11 protein-coding genes and 4 pseudogenes are annotated in these 16,407 nt (G+C 38.1%); 10 read left to right on the plus strand and 5 right to left on the minus strand.

Features of this window, described 5'->3' with window-relative positions; genetic code table 11:
- Window positions 1-16: 16 nt before the first annotated feature.
- Together lepB and dapB are read right to left on the minus strand one after the other, a co-directional pair.
- Entirely contained in the window at window positions 17-1,549 is a 1,533-nt protein-coding gene (lepB, locus tag HMPREF9018_RS02195) for a signal peptidase I (RefSeq protein WP_008447312.1), read from the minus strand.
- 73 nt (window positions 1,550-1,622) lie between these two features.
- A complete protein-coding gene (gene dapB / locus HMPREF9018_RS02200) occupies window positions 1,623-2,378 on the minus strand; it encodes a 4-hydroxy-tetrahydrodipicolinate reductase (protein WP_008447286.1) in 756 nt (251 codons plus the stop codon).
- Between the two features lie 346 nt (window positions 2,379-2,724).
- Between dapB and HMPREF9018_RS02205 the strand changes: the two genes are divergently transcribed.
- From HMPREF9018_RS02205 to yfcE, 4 genes are all read left to right on the plus strand, one after another.
- Entirely contained in the window at window positions 2,725-4,023 is a 1,299-nt protein-coding gene (locus tag HMPREF9018_RS02205; protein WP_008447266.1) for a DUF2851 family protein, read from the plus strand.
- A gap of 33 nt (window positions 4,024-4,056) precedes the next feature.
- Window positions 4,057-4,467: an acyl-CoA thioesterase gene (locus tag HMPREF9018_RS02210; RefSeq protein WP_008447222.1), complete on the plus strand. Its 411-nt coding sequence runs from the start codon at window positions 4,057-4,059 to the stop codon at window positions 4,465-4,467.
- A gap of 30 nt (window positions 4,468-4,497) precedes the next feature.
- Complete coding sequence (gene dprA, locus HMPREF9018_RS02215; RefSeq protein ID WP_008447220.1) at window positions 4,498-5,628, plus strand: DNA-processing protein DprA; 1,131 nt, start codon at window positions 4,498-4,500, stop codon at window positions 5,626-5,628.
- Between the two features lie 89 nt (window positions 5,629-5,717).
- A complete protein-coding gene (gene yfcE / locus HMPREF9018_RS02220; protein ID WP_039864037.1) occupies window positions 5,718-6,260 on the plus strand; it encodes a phosphodiesterase in 543 nt (180 codons plus the stop codon).
- A 385-nt stretch (window positions 6,261-6,645) separates the two neighbouring features.
- Here the strand turns inward: yfcE and HMPREF9018_RS02225 are convergent, their stop codons facing one another.
- Together HMPREF9018_RS02225 and HMPREF9018_RS02230 are read right to left on the minus strand one after the other, a co-directional pair.
- On the minus strand, window positions 6,646-7,653 hold the full coding sequence (locus HMPREF9018_RS02225) for a 2-oxoacid:ferredoxin oxidoreductase subunit beta (RefSeq protein ID WP_008447202.1): 1,008 nt from the start codon (window positions 7,651-7,653) through the stop codon (window positions 6,646-6,648).
- A 12-nt stretch (window positions 7,654-7,665) separates the two neighbouring features.
- The gene (locus HMPREF9018_RS02230; RefSeq protein WP_008447191.1) at window positions 7,666-9,564 is read right to left on the minus strand and encodes a 2-oxoacid:acceptor oxidoreductase subunit alpha; all 1,899 of its coding nucleotides are present in this window, start codon (window positions 9,562-9,564) and stop codon (window positions 7,666-7,668) included.
- A 322-nt stretch (window positions 9,565-9,886) separates the two neighbouring features.
- Between HMPREF9018_RS02230 and HMPREF9018_RS02235 the strand changes: the two are divergent.
- Together HMPREF9018_RS02235 and HMPREF9018_RS02240 are read left to right on the plus strand one after the other, a co-directional pair.
- Window positions 9,887-10,941 (plus strand): annotated as a pseudogene (locus tag HMPREF9018_RS02235) (IS5 family transposase).
- A 135-nt stretch (window positions 10,942-11,076) separates the two neighbouring features.
- Window positions 11,077-11,316, plus strand: a pseudogene (locus tag HMPREF9018_RS02240) (IS982 family transposase); the annotation flags it as partial.
- Here HMPREF9018_RS02240 and HMPREF9018_RS02245 read toward each other — a convergent pair.
- Complete coding sequence (locus HMPREF9018_RS02245) at window positions 11,308-13,965, minus strand: Ig-like domain-containing protein (protein ID WP_232724626.1); 2,658 nt, start codon at window positions 13,963-13,965, stop codon at window positions 11,308-11,310. The pseudogene HMPREF9018_RS02240 and the gene HMPREF9018_RS02245 overlap by 9 nt on opposite strands.
- 204 nt (window positions 13,966-14,169) lie before the next feature.
- Between HMPREF9018_RS02245 and HMPREF9018_RS11205 the strand changes: the two genes are divergently transcribed.
- From HMPREF9018_RS11205 to HMPREF9018_RS02250, 4 genes and pseudogenes are all read left to right on the plus strand, one after another.
- Window positions 14,170-14,400: a hypothetical protein gene (locus HMPREF9018_RS11205; RefSeq protein ID WP_231551726.1), complete on the plus strand. Its 231-nt coding sequence runs from the start codon at window positions 14,170-14,172 to the stop codon at window positions 14,398-14,400.
- 144 nt (window positions 14,401-14,544) lie between these two features.
- Window positions 14,545-14,727 (plus strand): hypothetical protein, encoded by a 183-nt coding sequence (locus HMPREF9018_RS11210; RefSeq protein WP_231551725.1) that lies wholly within the window; start codon window positions 14,545-14,547, stop codon window positions 14,725-14,727.
- 374 nt (window positions 14,728-15,101) lie between these two features.
- Window positions 15,102-15,396: pseudogene (locus tag HMPREF9018_RS10585) on the plus strand (IS1380 family transposase); the annotation flags it as partial.
- A gap of 421 nt (window positions 15,397-15,817) precedes the next feature.
- Window positions 15,818-16,165: pseudogene (locus HMPREF9018_RS02250) on the plus strand (plasmid mobilization protein); the annotation flags it as partial.
- Between the last annotated feature and the right edge of the window lie 242 nt (window positions 16,166-16,407).

Below are 16,407 nucleotides of genomic sequence, written 5' to 3' on the forward strand. Positions count from 1 at the left end.
TATATCATACTGATAATTATTTAATATTATCAACCCAAGTAAACAAGCGATTCCAACGAATAGAGCCAAGACCTTTATAGTCAGGATCACTACTCCACCAGATAAAAATAGGTTTTCCCACGATATGATCCTCAGGTACAAAACCCCAATAGCGGCTATCGGCAGAATTATGCCTGTTGTCTCCCATCATCCAATAATAATCCATTTTGAAGGTATAGCTATTAGTTTGCTTACCATTAATAAATATCTTATTGCCTTTAACCTGTAAATTGTTGTTTTCATACACCTTAATACAACGCTCATAAACAGGTAGGTTACCTAATGTTAGCTTAATACTTTTACCTTTTTGAGGTATCCAAATAGGTCCAAAGTTATCTCTACTCCAGTTAGTATAAGCGTTAAGAGGATAGTTTGGCCCATTATATATATCTTTATCTGTTACAGGACGAATAGCTGCTAACCAACCTTTTTTCTTAAGCGCAGCAATAGCATGTTTTGTGAGTGGCATATATCCATCAAACTGGCGTAACACATTACTATTTAATACTAATCCACTTTCAAGATCATATCCATGTAAACGTGCCAAACTTGAAATATCTTCATTGCTTATGCCGTTTGCCTTTCTAAAGTCGGTATTACTTTCATCTGCCAGATCTGTGGTAGTGATGCCTTTCCATTTAATGAAATAAGTATATTGTACATGTTCAGGCTCTTTGTTAGCTTTACCATTAATATATACTATTCTGTTTTTTATCTGCAATATTTGTCCAGGTAGCCCAACGCAGCGTTTCACATAGTTCTCGCGGCGATCTGTAGGACGTGTTTCAAGTACTCCGTATATAGCAGGGTTGTTAACAATATAGCTTCTACCCTTTTCATATGCTTTTGTGAAAAAAGCGCGTTGCTGCAAAAGGGACATATGTGCGAGATTGATATTTGGATTTTGTTGTGCCATAAGACTCTCTCCTAAGGTGTAGGCTGTTTGGTAATAATCTTGCGCAGAATAATTAGGATTACTCATAATGGTGTCGCCTGCAGGATAATTGAAGACTACAATATCGTTTATCTTTACTTTGCCAAATCCTTTTACACGTCTATATTCCCAATGAGGCCATTCTATGTAGCTATTACAGTTAAAGATAGGTAGAGTATGCTGTGTGAGTGGCATTGTAAGCGGTGTTTCTGGTATGCGAGGACCGTAGCTAACCTTTGAAACAAAGAGATAATCACCTGTAAGAAGTGATTTTTCTAATGATGAAGAGGGGATAACATAATTCTGAAAGAAGAACAGATTAATAAAATATACTGCAACAAGAGCAAATACAAGAGCATCTATCCAGCTCATTATAAACCGAACAGGACCTTCTGCTTCTTTCCACCATTGCCATCTTATCTTTTTAGAAATATAAATGTCATATATAAAAGGTAACACTATCAATCCCCACCATGAGCCTACCCAGTATAGGAAAAGTAAATAGAGAATAGTTACAATAATAAACTTTATCCACTGTTTTCGTGGGTTGAGCTTTGCTTTTTCTTTATCTATCATTTGTCTTTTTTGTTTTGTTATAAAAAAGATATGTGCTTATCTCTTAAGAAGTAATGTTACTATAATATGATGTTTAAAACTTAAACAAATCGCTTGTTGTAAGTAATCCCTCGTGATTTTTAGTATATTCTGCTGCAAGTACTGCACCTAAAGCAAAACCTTGTCTGTTATGAGCATCATGAGTGATGGTTATTTGATCGGCTTTAGAATCGTAGGTGATAGTATGAATACCAGGAACTTCATCTGTACGTATAGAGGCAATGGGAAGCTCATTGTCTTTTATGTTACCACTTTCTATAACAGTCCCATCGGCTAAGTGTTGTACACCTTTTACCCATTTGTTTTTACGATCTATACGATCTATTATATCCTCTGCTAAAGTAATTGCCGTTCCTGATGGTGCATCAAGCTTATGAATGTGATGAACTTCTTCCATTTCGATATCATATTGTGGAAAATTATTCATAATTTTAGCCAAATAGCGATTTACAGCAGAGAAAATAGCTACCCCTATAGAGAAATTGCTTGCCCAAAAAAGAGTTTTTCCTTCTTCTTTACAAAGACGTTCCACATCGTTTTTATGGTCATTCATCCACCCTGTAGAACCACTTACCACTTTTATATTATGTGCAAAAGCGCGAAGGTAATTATCATAAGCAGCTTTAGGATTAGTAAATTCTATTGCTACATCAGCTGAAGCAAAAGCAGGAGAGTCAAAATCTTCTATATTATTTACATCAATGATGCTTACTATTTCATGTCCACGATTAAGAGCAATTTGTTCTATCATATGCCCCATTTTGCCGTAACCTATAAGTGCTATCTTCATATTTCCTTTTATTTAATAATATACAAAGGTAAGTAGTTTGATACATATCACAAAAAAAATAACTTATTTTAAGTGCCTACTAATATTAAACATTATACAAGAGATGTACAAAAAAGTAGTTTTCTGTATAAATTGTTATACATAGATAAAAAGGTATATTATTAATGGTATGATATTGTTTTTATGAAAACCTATAAGAAAACTTTATTAAGCTGAAGTTTTTTACTTGTAATAACTTATAGCTAATTATATTTTTTTCAATGATAAGAAATAATATAATGAAAGGAGTTATTTTATTAGATTTTATTTGTATTTTTGTCAACCTCTTTAAATTATTAAAATCTAAATGGAACAGTTACTCCATTATGTATGGAAGCATAAGCTTTTCCCACTTATAGGATTACGAACTACTAACAACGAGATAGTGGAAGTAATTGACACGGGCTTGCTAAACACTGACGCAGGACCCGATTTCTTTAATGCAAAGATAAAAATAGATAATACATTATGGGTAGGAAATGTAGAGATACATGAAAAATCTACTGACTGGTATTTGCACAAACATCATCTTGATGTAAACTATAACAATGTAATACTACATGTTGCAAGTACTATAGACACTGAGGTGCAAACTCTTTCGGGTAATAATCCACCACAAATAAAATTAGAAATACCAAAAGAGGTAAGACAAAACTATGAAGAGTTAATAAAAAACGATACCTATCCACCGTGTTATAAGATTATTCCTTCGCTTTCTACAATAATGCTTCATTCTTGGATGAGTGTTTTACAAACAGAACGTTTAGAGCAAAAGGCAGAAGATATAGTCTTGAGAGTAAAGCAAATGGATGGTTCGTGGGAAGATGCTTATTTTGTAACTTTAGCAAGAAACTATGGTTTTGGTATTAATGGTGAGGTTTTTGAACAGTGGGCTAAACAATTCTCTCTACAAAAAACAGTAGGGCATCATCGTGATAATCTTCTACAAATAGAATCGTTCTTCTTAGGAATGGCTGGCTTGCTCGATCCTCTTTCAATACCAGAACGTTATAGAGAAGAAGCTATAAAACAAGATTATTATAAGCAATTGAGTAGTGAATTTTCTTTTTTGTCGCATAAGTTTGGAGCAAAGCCAATACCTTATTCCTTATGGAAATTCCTTCGATTGCGCCCTCAAAACTTTCCTCATATAAAAATAGCACAGCTATCATATTTATATTTCTGTAAAAAAGCAGGTTTGTCGAATATTATTTCGTGTGAAACTATAAAAGAATTGAGAAAAATTTTACAAACAGAAGTTAGTAAATATTGGCAAACACACTACACTTTTGGGGCAGAAAGCACTGAGAAGAAGAAGCATTTATCAAGTAATTCTATTGATGTGATAATTATAAACACAATAGTGCCAATACTCTTTGCTTACGGACATTATAAAGATAATAGCCTATTAATAGAAAAAGCCTTCTCTTTATTAGATCAGCTTAACGCTGAAAACAACAATATTGTTCGTATGTGGCGTGATGTAGGCTTAAAAATAGAAACAGCAGGAGACTCGCAAGCTCTTATACATCTTAAGAAAAAATACTGTGATAGTAAGGATTGTTTGCGATGCAGAATAGGTTATCAATATTTAAAGAGAATATAGTATATATAAAAAATATTATTAACAATTATAACGATGAAAGAAAATAATTATATTTTTGAAACCAGAATGGAGGTTCGCGACTATGAATGTGATATACAAGGTATAGTAAATAATGCTAATTATTTGCATTATACAGAGCATACAAGACACCGTTTTCTAAAGTCGCTTGGTGTTAGTTTTTCCGATTTACATGATAAAGGGGTTGATGCAGTAGTAGCCCGTATGGCACTAACATATAAAGTGCCACTTCGTTGTGATGATGAGTTTATCTCTCGAATGGGGTTAACAAAAAAAGGATTAAGGTGGGTTTTTAATCACGATCTTTATCGTGCTAATGATGAAAAGTTGTGTTTTCATGCTGATGTCGACCTTGTTACCTTGATAAATGGAAAATTAGGTTGGAGTGAAGATTATGATAAGGCTTTTTCGGGAGTACTTAAATAAAGGTGTAAAGTCGATAGTATTATATAAAAAATGTTATCTACCGAAACGATAAATACTATGCTTCTATCTCGCTTGGCACTCTTTCGCCAAGCAGAGTTATTAAACCTTTATAAACGAGCAGAGAATGCTTCACAAATAATAGATCATAAGGATAATATCAAAGATATAATCCCTGATGCTTCTAATTTTCTTATAGAAGCATTGAAGAATATCGACTTGTTTAGAGAAAGAGTAGAGAAAGAGTTAGAATTTATAGAAGAAAAAGGGATAAGGGTATTTACTTTTAATGATGCTGACTATCCGCAGCGGTTAAAAGAGTGTCCCGATGCGCCACTATTGTTATTTTATAAGGGTAAAGCAAGTCTTAACCCATTACGATGTATAAATATCATTGGAACACGCCATTGTACTAATTATGGTAAGGATCTTATTCGCTCTTTTGTAAAAGAGCTAAAAAGCTTATGTCCACAGATAGTTATTTATAGTGGTTTAGCATATGGAGTAGACATTTACGCACATCGTGCTGCAATAGAAAATAGTATTGAAACAATAGGAGTTTTGGCTCATGGGCTTGATATGATATATCCTTCTACGCACAAGGATACAGCTATAGAAATGCTAAAAACAGGTGGGTTACTTACCGAGTATATGTCTATGACGCAACCAAAACCACGCAACTTTGTACAAAGAAACAGAATTGTAGCAGGATGTTGTGATGCTACGATACTCGTAGAGTCAGCATCAAAAGGTGGAGGTCTTATAACTTGTGGTATAGCGCATAGCTATAATAGAGAAATATTTGCTTTTCCGGGTAATGTAGGGTCTGAATATAGTGAAGGGTGTAATAACCTTATTAGAAAAAATTGTGCAAATCTAATTACCAGTGCTTACGATTTTGTTCAAGCTATGGGATGGGAAGATACTTCAAAAATTGATATAGCACGAAAAAAGGGTATAGAACGTACACTGTTTCCCGATGTTACAGAAGAAGAAGAACGTATAATAACGACGTTAACAAAGCATAACGACCTTCAGATAAATATGCTTTCTATACAATCAGGAATACCTTTCTCAAAGCTCACAGGATTACTTTTTAGCTTAGAGATGAAAGGTATTGTTAAGATGTTAGCAGGTGGAATATATCATTTATATATGATGTAATATCGTTTTTATAATATATTTTATTTAATAAAACATGATATAGATTTATATTTTACAGAACACAACTCACTATAAAATATTTGTATTTTATGAAATACTTACTCGTTTCAGATATACATGGGTGTCTTCCTACTCTTGAGAAGGTACTTAGTTTCTATGATAAGAATCATTGTGATATGCTATGCATATTAGGCGATATTCTTAATTATGGTCCACGTAACACTATCCCTGAGGGTATTAATGCTCCGGGAATAGTAGCTGTGCTAAATAAAAGAGCAAAAGATATTATTGCAGTGCGTGGTAATTGTGAGGCTGAGGTAGATCAAATGTTACTACATTTCCCTGTCCTTTCAGATTATACACTGATAGTAGATAATGGTAAAAAACTTTTTCTTACACATGGGCATATATATAATAAAGAACATATGCCACAAGCAGGAATAGATGCTATTATATATGGACACACTCATCTTTGGGAATTATCTAAGCAAAACAGCAGCATATTGATAGCTAATACAGGCTCTATAACATTTCCAAAAGGTGGCAATGAGCCTACTTTTATGACTTATGAAAACGGCTTGTTTACTGTATTTAATCTAAATGGGAAAATATTAAAACAAGAAAACATATAAGAAAAAAATAGTAACGATAAGCGTTTTATTTGTCGCTATTTATATTATGTATATCTTTTTTAGTTACATTTCATTTTAGGTTTGTTTGTCAGAACAATATTGGATCATTTTCATTTATATTATTGCTAAATAATAAAAAAACTCCAATAAGGGTTAAACCTGTTTTCAACAGTTTAGCCCTTATTGGTTATAAACACAATGCTATATAAACATCTATAGCTTTTGTTTTATATTTCAATATTTATAACAAGAGATTTTAGTTTTTATGTACTTCGTTTTTGAGTGAAACATTTGAAGCTGTTAATTTGTTTGCTTTATGTTTTTATTGCGCTAAAATCTTGTTGATTATTTTTATTTAATATGTATGATATGCAAAGGTAATTTGTTATTTTACCTCCCAAATATCATTTGTTTCGAGCATCTCCATAAAGTTATGATATGGTTTTTTAGCTTTAATTTCTTCTATTTGCTCATTAACGGCAGTATCGTAATTAGGCGCTTCAACATCACGAATAACGCCTAAAGCTATTGGGAACCCATTTTCGTTACTCATTAAAGCTAATTTTAGCTGCAATGTGTTATCTTGACAATGGGCGTCGTGTATCAAAATATCATTCAGAGTGTAGCCGTCTTCTCCTATCTTTACAACTTTTAGCCCAAAGCCTTGTTGCACCAAGCCATACTCTTTGTCTTTACCAAATACTAATGGCTCGCCATGTCTTACATAAATAGCGTTTTCCGATCTGCTCTTTGATGTGTATACAATGTCGTGGCAACCATTATTAAAAATTACACAGTTCTGTAATATTTCACATACTGCAGCACCTTTATGTTTTTGAGCTGCTTGAAGTATGCTTATCGTTTCAGCATTGTCCGTTGCAACACTACGTGCAAAGAAATTGCCACGTGCGCCAAAACAAAGTTCTGCAGGACGGAAAGGATCTTCTGTTGTACCAAAAGGGGTAGACTTAGATATAAATCCGCGAGGACTGGTAGGGGAATACTGACCTTTGGTAAGTCCATAGATACGATTATTTAGTAGTATCATGTTTAGGTCGATATTGCGACGCATAGCATGAATGAAATGATTGCCACCTATGGCAAGAGCATCGCCATCGCCAGATATTTGCCAAATAGTAAGTTTGGGATTAGTAACTTTAGCACCTGTTGCTATTGCTGCTGCACGACCATGAATAGTTTGCATGGCATAAGTGTTAACATAATAAGGTAGACGACTAGAGCATCCTATACCTGATATTACTGCTGTTTCGTAAGGCGGTATTCCTATTTCAGCCATGGCTTTTTGTAAGCTCGATAAGAAGAAATGATCCCCACAACCGGGGCACCATCTTGGAAGTCCCTTTTTATAATCTTGTGCTGTATATGTATTCATAATGTTGAGTTTTTATTGTAAGATTTTGTCGTAGAACGTTCCCTTATTTTCTTTTGGTAAAGGCTCTTTGATTAAATTTTCAAATTGTTTGACAAGTTCACTTACCACGAAAGGTTGTCCCTTTACTTTATTATATTGGTAAGGAGCAAAATTGTTAATTCTTATTCTTAATAAAGCTGCAAGCTGACCTAAATTTTGTTCAGCTACTACTACCTTATTATATTTAGCAAGAACCTCAGGTGTGTTCTTAGGTAGTGGGTTGATATATTTAAATTGTGCTAAAGCTACTTTATATCCTTTTTTTCTTAGCTCGTTCATAGTAGCATAGAGATGTCCATATGTGCTACCAAAACCAACAATTAGAAGCTCGGCGTCGTTTTTATCGCCTAATACCTCAAGGTCAGGAACTTTTATACGTGCTACCTTTTCCCATCGTAGATGATCCATTTTATCGTGATTTTCTGGGTCGGTGGATATCGCTCCTGTCTCGCCATCTTTCTCTAAACCACCTAATATATGAGTATAACCCTCTTTACCAGGTATTGCCCAATAACGTGCAAGATTTTCTTTATCGCGTTTGTAGGGTGTATATTTATACTTCATATCTTCTGTAGCAAAGTGAGGGTTGATATCTGGCAAATCATCTATATTAGGTAATTTCCATGCTGAAGAGCCATTGGCTATAAAAGCATCAGTAAGAAGCACCACTGGAGTCATATGTTCCAAAGCTATTTTACATGCATGGAAAGCAGCATCGAAACAGTCGGTCGGACTTGTAGCTGCAATTACAGGCATTGGGCTTTCTCCGTTTCTGCCATAGAGCACTTGCAATAGGTCGGTTTGCTCACTTTTTGTAGGCATTCCTGTAGATGGACCACCACGCTGAACGTCTATAATGACCAGTGGAAGCTCATCAATTACAGCTAAGTTCATTGCTTCACTCTTTAGACATATACCAGGACCTGAAGTAGAAGTGGCTGCTAAAGCCCCTGCAAATGCTGCACCTATAGCACTGGCACAGCCTGCTATCTCGTCCTCGCACTGCACTGTAGTAACTCCAAGCGATTTGTGTTTAGCTAATTCGTGAAGAATGTCAGTAGCAGGAGTAATAGGGTATGAGCCTAAGAAAAGGCGTAAACCAGCTTTCTCTGCAGCTGCTATTAAGCCATAAGCTGTAGCTTTGTTTCCTGTAATATCCATATATCTGCCAGGAGTTTTATCGGTAGTTTCCACACGGTAAGTATTAGGCACTGACGAATGAGTGTTTGCTCCATAGTCGTAACCTGCTTGTACTACCTTTATATTAGCCTCTGCCAAATGCGGCTTCTTTGCAAATTTTTTGTTTAGATAGTTGTTTACCAGCTCTATATCTCTATTAAAAAGCCAACATACTAATCCTAAAGCAAACATGTTGCGACATTTTAATACAGATTTGTTGTCCATACCCGATGTGGAAAGACAGTCTTTTACCATAGCAGCAATAGGACAGGCTATAACAAAATCAGGGTCAATACCCATTTCTTGTAGATAATCTTCTGAAGAAAATTCAGCTTTTTTTAGATCACGTGAGTTAAACCCATCAGTGTCAATGATTATAATACTTTGTGGCTTACAATGATGATATTGCATTTTTAGCGCAGCAGCATTCATGGCAACTAATACATCGCACTTATCGCCAGGGGTATACACCTTACCAGCACCTATATGTACTTGGAAACCACTAACACCCGTTAAGGATCCTTGTGGGGCACGAATGTCGGCAGGATAGTCAGGAAAAGTAGAAATGCCATTACCTACTGTAGCGGATACTGTTGAGAAAATGTTACCTGCCAGTTGCATACCATCACCAGAATCGCCCGAGAAATGTACTACAACGTGATCTAAGTCTTTTACTTCGATTTGTGAGTCCATAATAAGTGTAGTTATAGATAAGTTTATGTTATTATTGTAGACAAAATTGCAAATTATTTCTTATTCTGCCAAATCTTTGGTAAAGAAAAGCAAAAATAGAAATTTTATTTATAACCTTTTTGGAATTTTACTGATTAGATATGGTCTAAATATACAGGTAGGTAATATGCTTTAATGTTATATATATAATATTTTAAAAGCTATTTTGTTTTATAAATCATATTTATATTTGTTTTTATTGTTATTTTTCCTTATTTGAGACCTATACAAAACTCTTATCCTAAGATTTGCTCATTTCATCATATTTTTGTACCTGTATGGTATGAAACAAATTCTTTCTCCTCCCAGTTTTGCCGATGTCGTCCTCGGCCAGCGTAAGGTCAAGTAGACCTTCTTTTCCAAAATAGATAAATTAATCTATTAGACACCTATCCGTGGTATCATAGAAATCGCTTATACCAAAGATTATAAATCAACAGGTCGTCCAAGTTATGACAGCTTGATTTTATTCAAGATAGAACTTCTTCGTATATGGTATGGTTTTAGTGATGGTGAGGTAGAGGAACAAGTAAACGATCGTCTTTCTTTCAGTCGTTTTGTTGGCTTGGGTTTAGAAGATACTGCTCCCGACAGTACTACAGTTTGCCGCTTTCGCAACACCTTGGTTGAAGCAGAACTTTATGATATGGTTCTCAATGAAATCAATCGGCAACTTGAGTCTAAAAGTGTCATCGTTAAGTGTGGTGCTATTATCGATTCGAGCATTACCGATACTCCACGCCGTCCGCGTGGACTCAAGTAGTATGAAGTAGTGGAAGACCGTAATGAAGCAGACGGTCGTGATAGTTCAGAAAAAGCAATAGTCAAGGAAGTTGTTAAGCCAAACGTTGATGGAGATGCAAGATGGATTAAGAAGATGAGCAAACTTCACTTAGGTTATAAGCGATATACTGTGATTGACGAGAATGGTTTGATTCTGGCAGAGGACACAACTGCCGCCAACGAAAGTGACATCAAACATTTTGAAACTCCTTTACAGAAAGCCAGTCTTCCTGTTAGAACACCTGTCTATGCCGATAAAGGCTATAACTCTTCAGAGAACAAGGAAATACTTACTCGGATGAAGCTCAAGAGCAGAATCATATACAGAGGAGTTAGGGCAAGAAGATTACAGAAAGGGAGCAACGTATCAATGCTAGCATAAGTAAGATTAGATATAGAGTTGAGCGTACTTTTGGTTCTATGCATAGATGGTTTCATGCAGGAGTGGCAAGATATGCGGGTTTGACAAAGACACATGCACAACATATTATGGAGGCTGTTGCATACAATCTTTATCGAACTCCTGGGATAATTGTGTCCAATTCTCTCAAATAAGGGAGAAATATATATTAATAGGGGGTATATAAACCCTTTTGCTCCTTAGATAGGCTTTATTTTTAGATTTAATGTGGTTTTATAAGTGAATTTATGATAGGAAGAGAAGGTTTTGCAGAGGTCTCGAAGTGCTCATATCGGCACAACCAAAAGGATTGGAAACCGACATTCATTCCGTTTGCAAAGGCAAGAAAAAGGATTGAAACACTATTCTCACAACTTACAGACCAATTCTTGGTCATCAGAAATTATGCGAAAATAACGAATGGTTTGTTTGCCAGAATCATTGGCAAAATTAGTGCGATCACCATCCTGCAATACGTAAACCTCATTAACAACAAGCCCATTGGCAGAATTAAGTATGCACTAAATTAATTCCGCCAACGGGGTAGCCTTCACTACTTCTATCTCGATTTCTGTCTCCACGCCCGAGCCGTCCAATGCCGTCGCTTTTATCATTACCTTTCCTGGCTTCAGTCCTTTTACACAACCGTTGTACACGGTTGCCGTCTCTATGTCACTCGATGTCCACGTACAGGTGGGATAAGTAGCATCGGTGGGCAACACATCGGTTCGCAGCACAAAGGTCTTGCCTTCTTCCACCTGCCTATCATCACGCTCAGCGACAAGGGCGATGGATGTCACATTTACGGCAGACACCGATGCGTCCAAGCCTTCGAAACTATACACGCTGCTGCCTGGTAGTTTTACGATAAGTGAGCGGTCTATGTCAATGGGTACACCTTCTTTCAGCCCAACCAAAGCAGCTTGTTCTCCAAATGATTTATGCAACACTACACTTCCATTCACGTTGGCAGGAATATTAAGCGCCTCACGAAGTGTAAACTGGTATGTTTGCTCATCATTTCCACCATTGCGAAGCGTTAACACCGACTTTGTTCCATTCCATGCAGCCCAACCATAAACCGCTGTTTTGACGCCATTCCAAGGATTACCACCAACCCAATGTATATCAGGTAAGACATCGGCATTTCGTTTCTGCCATTGTATGCACTCTGCCAAGTCGCTCCACAGTTTGCCGTCAGCGATGTTGTTCATCAAGGCATAGTCGTTGTATAGTTCCACCATACCCGAACCACATGCAAAGGCGCAACGCAATTCACGTCTGCATGCCTCATAGTCCATATTCTTGCTCACCTGTCCAAAGCGGGTGAGAATGAACCCATGAGTCATCAAGGTATTGATAGGACACAGCGGTGAACTCGCCACATAGTTTTGGTACACCAGTCTGTCTCGATAAGTAATCCAGTTTTCTCGGTCAATGGCATTATTACCAATGGTTCCATAATCGCCCTCCTGTCGCCAAGTAGCATCCGTAAAATGATACCAAAAAGGACTGGCCCAGGTACCTACCGTAGTGTTGAAAAAGATATCGCGCTTGAGGTTTTCACGCACATAACGCTCCAAGCGAATAATACCTTCAGCATTTTCGTTGCCTACATCGCCCTTGTCTGGACCTGTTGCAGAGAACTGTGCGGAGATGCCATCGAACTTAAAGAAGTTGAAGTTTCCGTTATGTTTAGTGAGATTGGTAGCCGCATCCAAGAATACTTTGTAGTAAGCAGGGTTTGAAAGCATCATGCCCCCTTTGTCTTTCCAATAGTTTCTGCGATATTCTCCGCTTTGTCCATACCCACCAACGGGTCCTAACCATGCGCCAACGCCAGCACCCATTGTAGCTGCTTTGGCTGCAATGTCGCGCAATTCGTTGGGAAAGCCTGCATGAAACGTCCACGTGCCGTAATTGTCCCATCCATCATCAATCACAAAACTGTTGGGAGCTACACCGTAACGGTCGTAGAGTTTTTCTTTCCATTGATTAAGAATGTTCAGCACCTGACTGGCTTTCATGTTGCCTGTGGGGTCTAAAGCGTTGTTGCGATCAATGTTCAGTTCGTACCATGAGATGTAAACTGGGTTTGAATGCCATGGTACAGCGCGCTCACGTTCGGAGTAAGCAAGGAACGAACGGCGTTTCTGTGTTTTATCTATGTCATTATTGGCTTGTTGCCCATCTTGCGCAACTAATCCCGCAACACCTGATATTTTCCACGTTTCTCCATTTTTCAAGGTAGTGTTTCTACCCCAAAGTCCCTGTATTGGCACCAAGTTTTGTTGCGCTACGATGTTTTCCTTGGGCGAGAAAATGGCTACTGTCAGTTTGCTGGTAGCCGTTATCGTCTCGGTCTTTGTCTCCGCAAAGACACGCAAGTCAAATGCTCCATCGTAAGGAGCAATAAAAGAAAACGCATTATCTTTCTGGGTAGTACCCGTATACCCCTTGTGATAATCGCTGGCAGCAACGTCACCGTGAGCATCCAGCAAGTCGGCCCCACCCAAGTTTAATCGGTGCGATCCACCTGTATAGCTGACCATTACCGACACCTTTTGATTCTTCTTCAATACAATGTCGTGCATGGTATAGGCACAAACCTGCGGATAAGCTGCACCAGTAGCTTCAATTACTCGCATGGGCAAACGAGCCTCATCAACCATCAACCATGATGCCACCTGCAAGTTCTCCTCTTTGTTGCTCACCAACTCGTACGCATGGTCGCTTCCTACTGCATTTCCCACGGAGTTGTATCCTACGGGATTCTCCAATCCTGCAAACAACTGATTGCTCAAAATCACAGCACCACGGGTGTTTCCCACTACTTGTGGCACACTACCAGCGGCTTTTGTATCTACTATATATAAAAGAGGTGTCACGCTGTGCATATCTACATCGCCCATGCCAGTTATCTCTATTTCGCTTCGTAGATAGTGACTACCGTCCCTTAGTACGGCTTTCCATACCATTTGCAGGGTGGTATCACCAAACTTGTATTCATACTTTGCCACCAATGCCTTACCAGGATAATGTTCCGCACCACCCACCGCTTGTGGGTTGGCAGGCAAGTCTACGAGTTCAACGCTCCTTAATTTCATGGCTGAGGCAGGAACACGCATGCCATTACCAAAAGTTACTACAAAGAGTTCGGTGCCCGGTTGCAGGCTCATGGCTTTGCATCCGGCAAAATACAGTTGTCCGTCTACTTTCATGAACGAGGCAGCCAACACATTGTTGCTCAAGGTGTACACCCCTTTCTTCTTAGTTGTGACAGCCACTCCAACGTTGTTTTGCTGTGCAGGGTACACCGCGGCATTGGCATAAGTGACAACAGCAGGCTGCACGGGAGTATTGGCATAAGCTACCGTGATGCGATGCAATGCGTCGTTGATGGATATAACGGCAAACTTGCCTGTTTGACGTGGTGCGACAATATCGGCTTGCTGCAGTGGTTGCAAGGTGGTGTAGACGTTACCAGAGGCATAGTACTCACCCTTGATTTGTATCTTTTCCGCTCCACTTACCTTGACGGTATAGCTATGGCGTACCATTTCTTTGATGTTCCACTTACTTCCGTTGTCCCGATTGCCACTATTGGTCCATAGTCCTACGGACAGCTTGCCGTCCAAAGGGTTGCTTGCACCTATGCCCTCAAACCAGTTGAAGTATAATGCAGCCTTGTCTCCTTGTGCCGTGACAGGTGAAATTTCGTAGCTACCGTTACCGACGGACGAAGTAACAAAATAGCATTGTTCGTTTTTCTGATCGCTGAGCGTAAGGAACGCTGTACCTGTTTCATACGATGCGCCAACTGTATAGGTGAGCCACTTCTTGGCGCCGAAGCTGTAAATATAGTAGCTTCCAGTCTTTCCGTCAACGGCATAGAAGGCAAACAAACCGCAGTTTGCATCCGTCTGTGTAGGAGCAGTTAGCACATTCATGCTATAGCCGTTGCCATTGGTAATGACGTAAAGATGTTCGGGACACCCATCACTAGGCAAAGTGGTTGACGGCTGTAACACTTCAGCACCACAATGCAATGCGACGAGGTTGACCATCAAGATAAATAATAATAATGTTTTCTGAATCATAGAGATGAAAATATTTAGGTTCCTTAATTCCGCAACACTATTATAAATTAAACTTTTTAAGTACCTGAGCAACAAAAAGTTGCTTAGGATTTTGCTATGTCAGAATTTTCTCTTATATTAGTGTTGCAAAAAAAACAAGAGAATCCGACGATAGACATGGCGAAGATATAAATTAAATATGAGAGATCACTCCTTTTGGTGGATTATTTTCAATCATGGAGCAATTTGGTTCCACATTATCATCTGTAATCGACTCAACCATCGGTCTAAGGTGTAGATCGTTCGGCTATCAGTACAGCGAAATCATTTATTCTCTCAAGAGTATCTACTTCTGTGGCGGTTCATGTAGCCCAGGATGGCACTACTCATTTGATGAACCACCTCTCGCTTCATCCGACACTTAGCACTTGTAGCTCTGATACTATCCTCAGAGCGATAAAGGAGTTGACGCAAGAAAACATTTCATACACATCAGATATGGGCAAGACCTACGATTTCTATACTACTGACCCATAATACTTCATTTCATTCTTTTTAAGCGGATTTTTCTTTGCTTGGATTACATACTTTATCATAAGCCCTTGAATTTAAGGGATTATTAATAGTCGCAAAGTTAGTATTTTTATTTCTAAATACAATATAAAAAAGTAAAGTTTCTGCTAAGAGAATGTGTGTTTGTTCGTTGGGGGACATGAATGCTTTCAGGCTCGGAAAGCACAGCATTCACTTTCAAGCAGCAAAACGCCTTGTGCGTAAACGTTTCGTTAGCAGACACCAACAAGACATCAGTTTGTACCCACAAACTGCGCCCAGCTCCCCTCGTTAGACTGTCGGGGAGATTAGACCGTAATCACTCCGTTCTCATCGGTCAGTGTTCGGGAATTAAGCAACAACGAATCATCTACAATGATAAACTTTCAAGGAAACTTATATGAACAGATATAAGGGAAAAGCTGCCCGATGGCAGCAACAGGATAAAGAAGAACAGAGGATGAACAAAACGGAGTTCATTAAAGTAAGATGTACCTTAGAGGAAAGGTAGCGTATCAAATCAAAGGCGGAAAATACAGGGCGGAAGTTCTCCGATTATTGTCGGGAAATACTCCTTAACGGCGAGATAACAGCCGTTCCCAAGATGACAGACAATGAGAGGGAAGCCATTGCCATTCTTCAACATACAGGAAGGTTCTATGGGCAGGTTTCCAACCTCATTAAGCTCAAGGACGAGGATTATAACCCTATCAAAAATCGCATTAGAAAAGTGCAGAAAGAAGAATATCTCATCAAAAACGCTTGTTATTCGGTAATAAAGTATTATCCGTTGCAAGCGGAATAACAAGCGTTCTTTGTTAGGCAGAAAATAGCGAAGCCGAGTAGCTCGCTCGTTTCCAAACCTTTACCAGTTTAGTTTTACAAACAAGGTAACTTGTTTATTTTCAATTAGATACATTTTAATAATTATCTTATATAGCGTGCTGTAAGTGCCTAAGTGTAAATGCTTTAAGAAAGCAGCGTAGAATG

Origin of the sequence: Prevotella amnii CRIS 21A-A (genome assembly GCF_000177355.1) — a bacterium.
In the GTDB taxonomy this organism is placed as follows: Bacteria; Bacteroidota; Bacteroidia; order Bacteroidales; family Bacteroidaceae; genus Prevotella; species Prevotella amnii.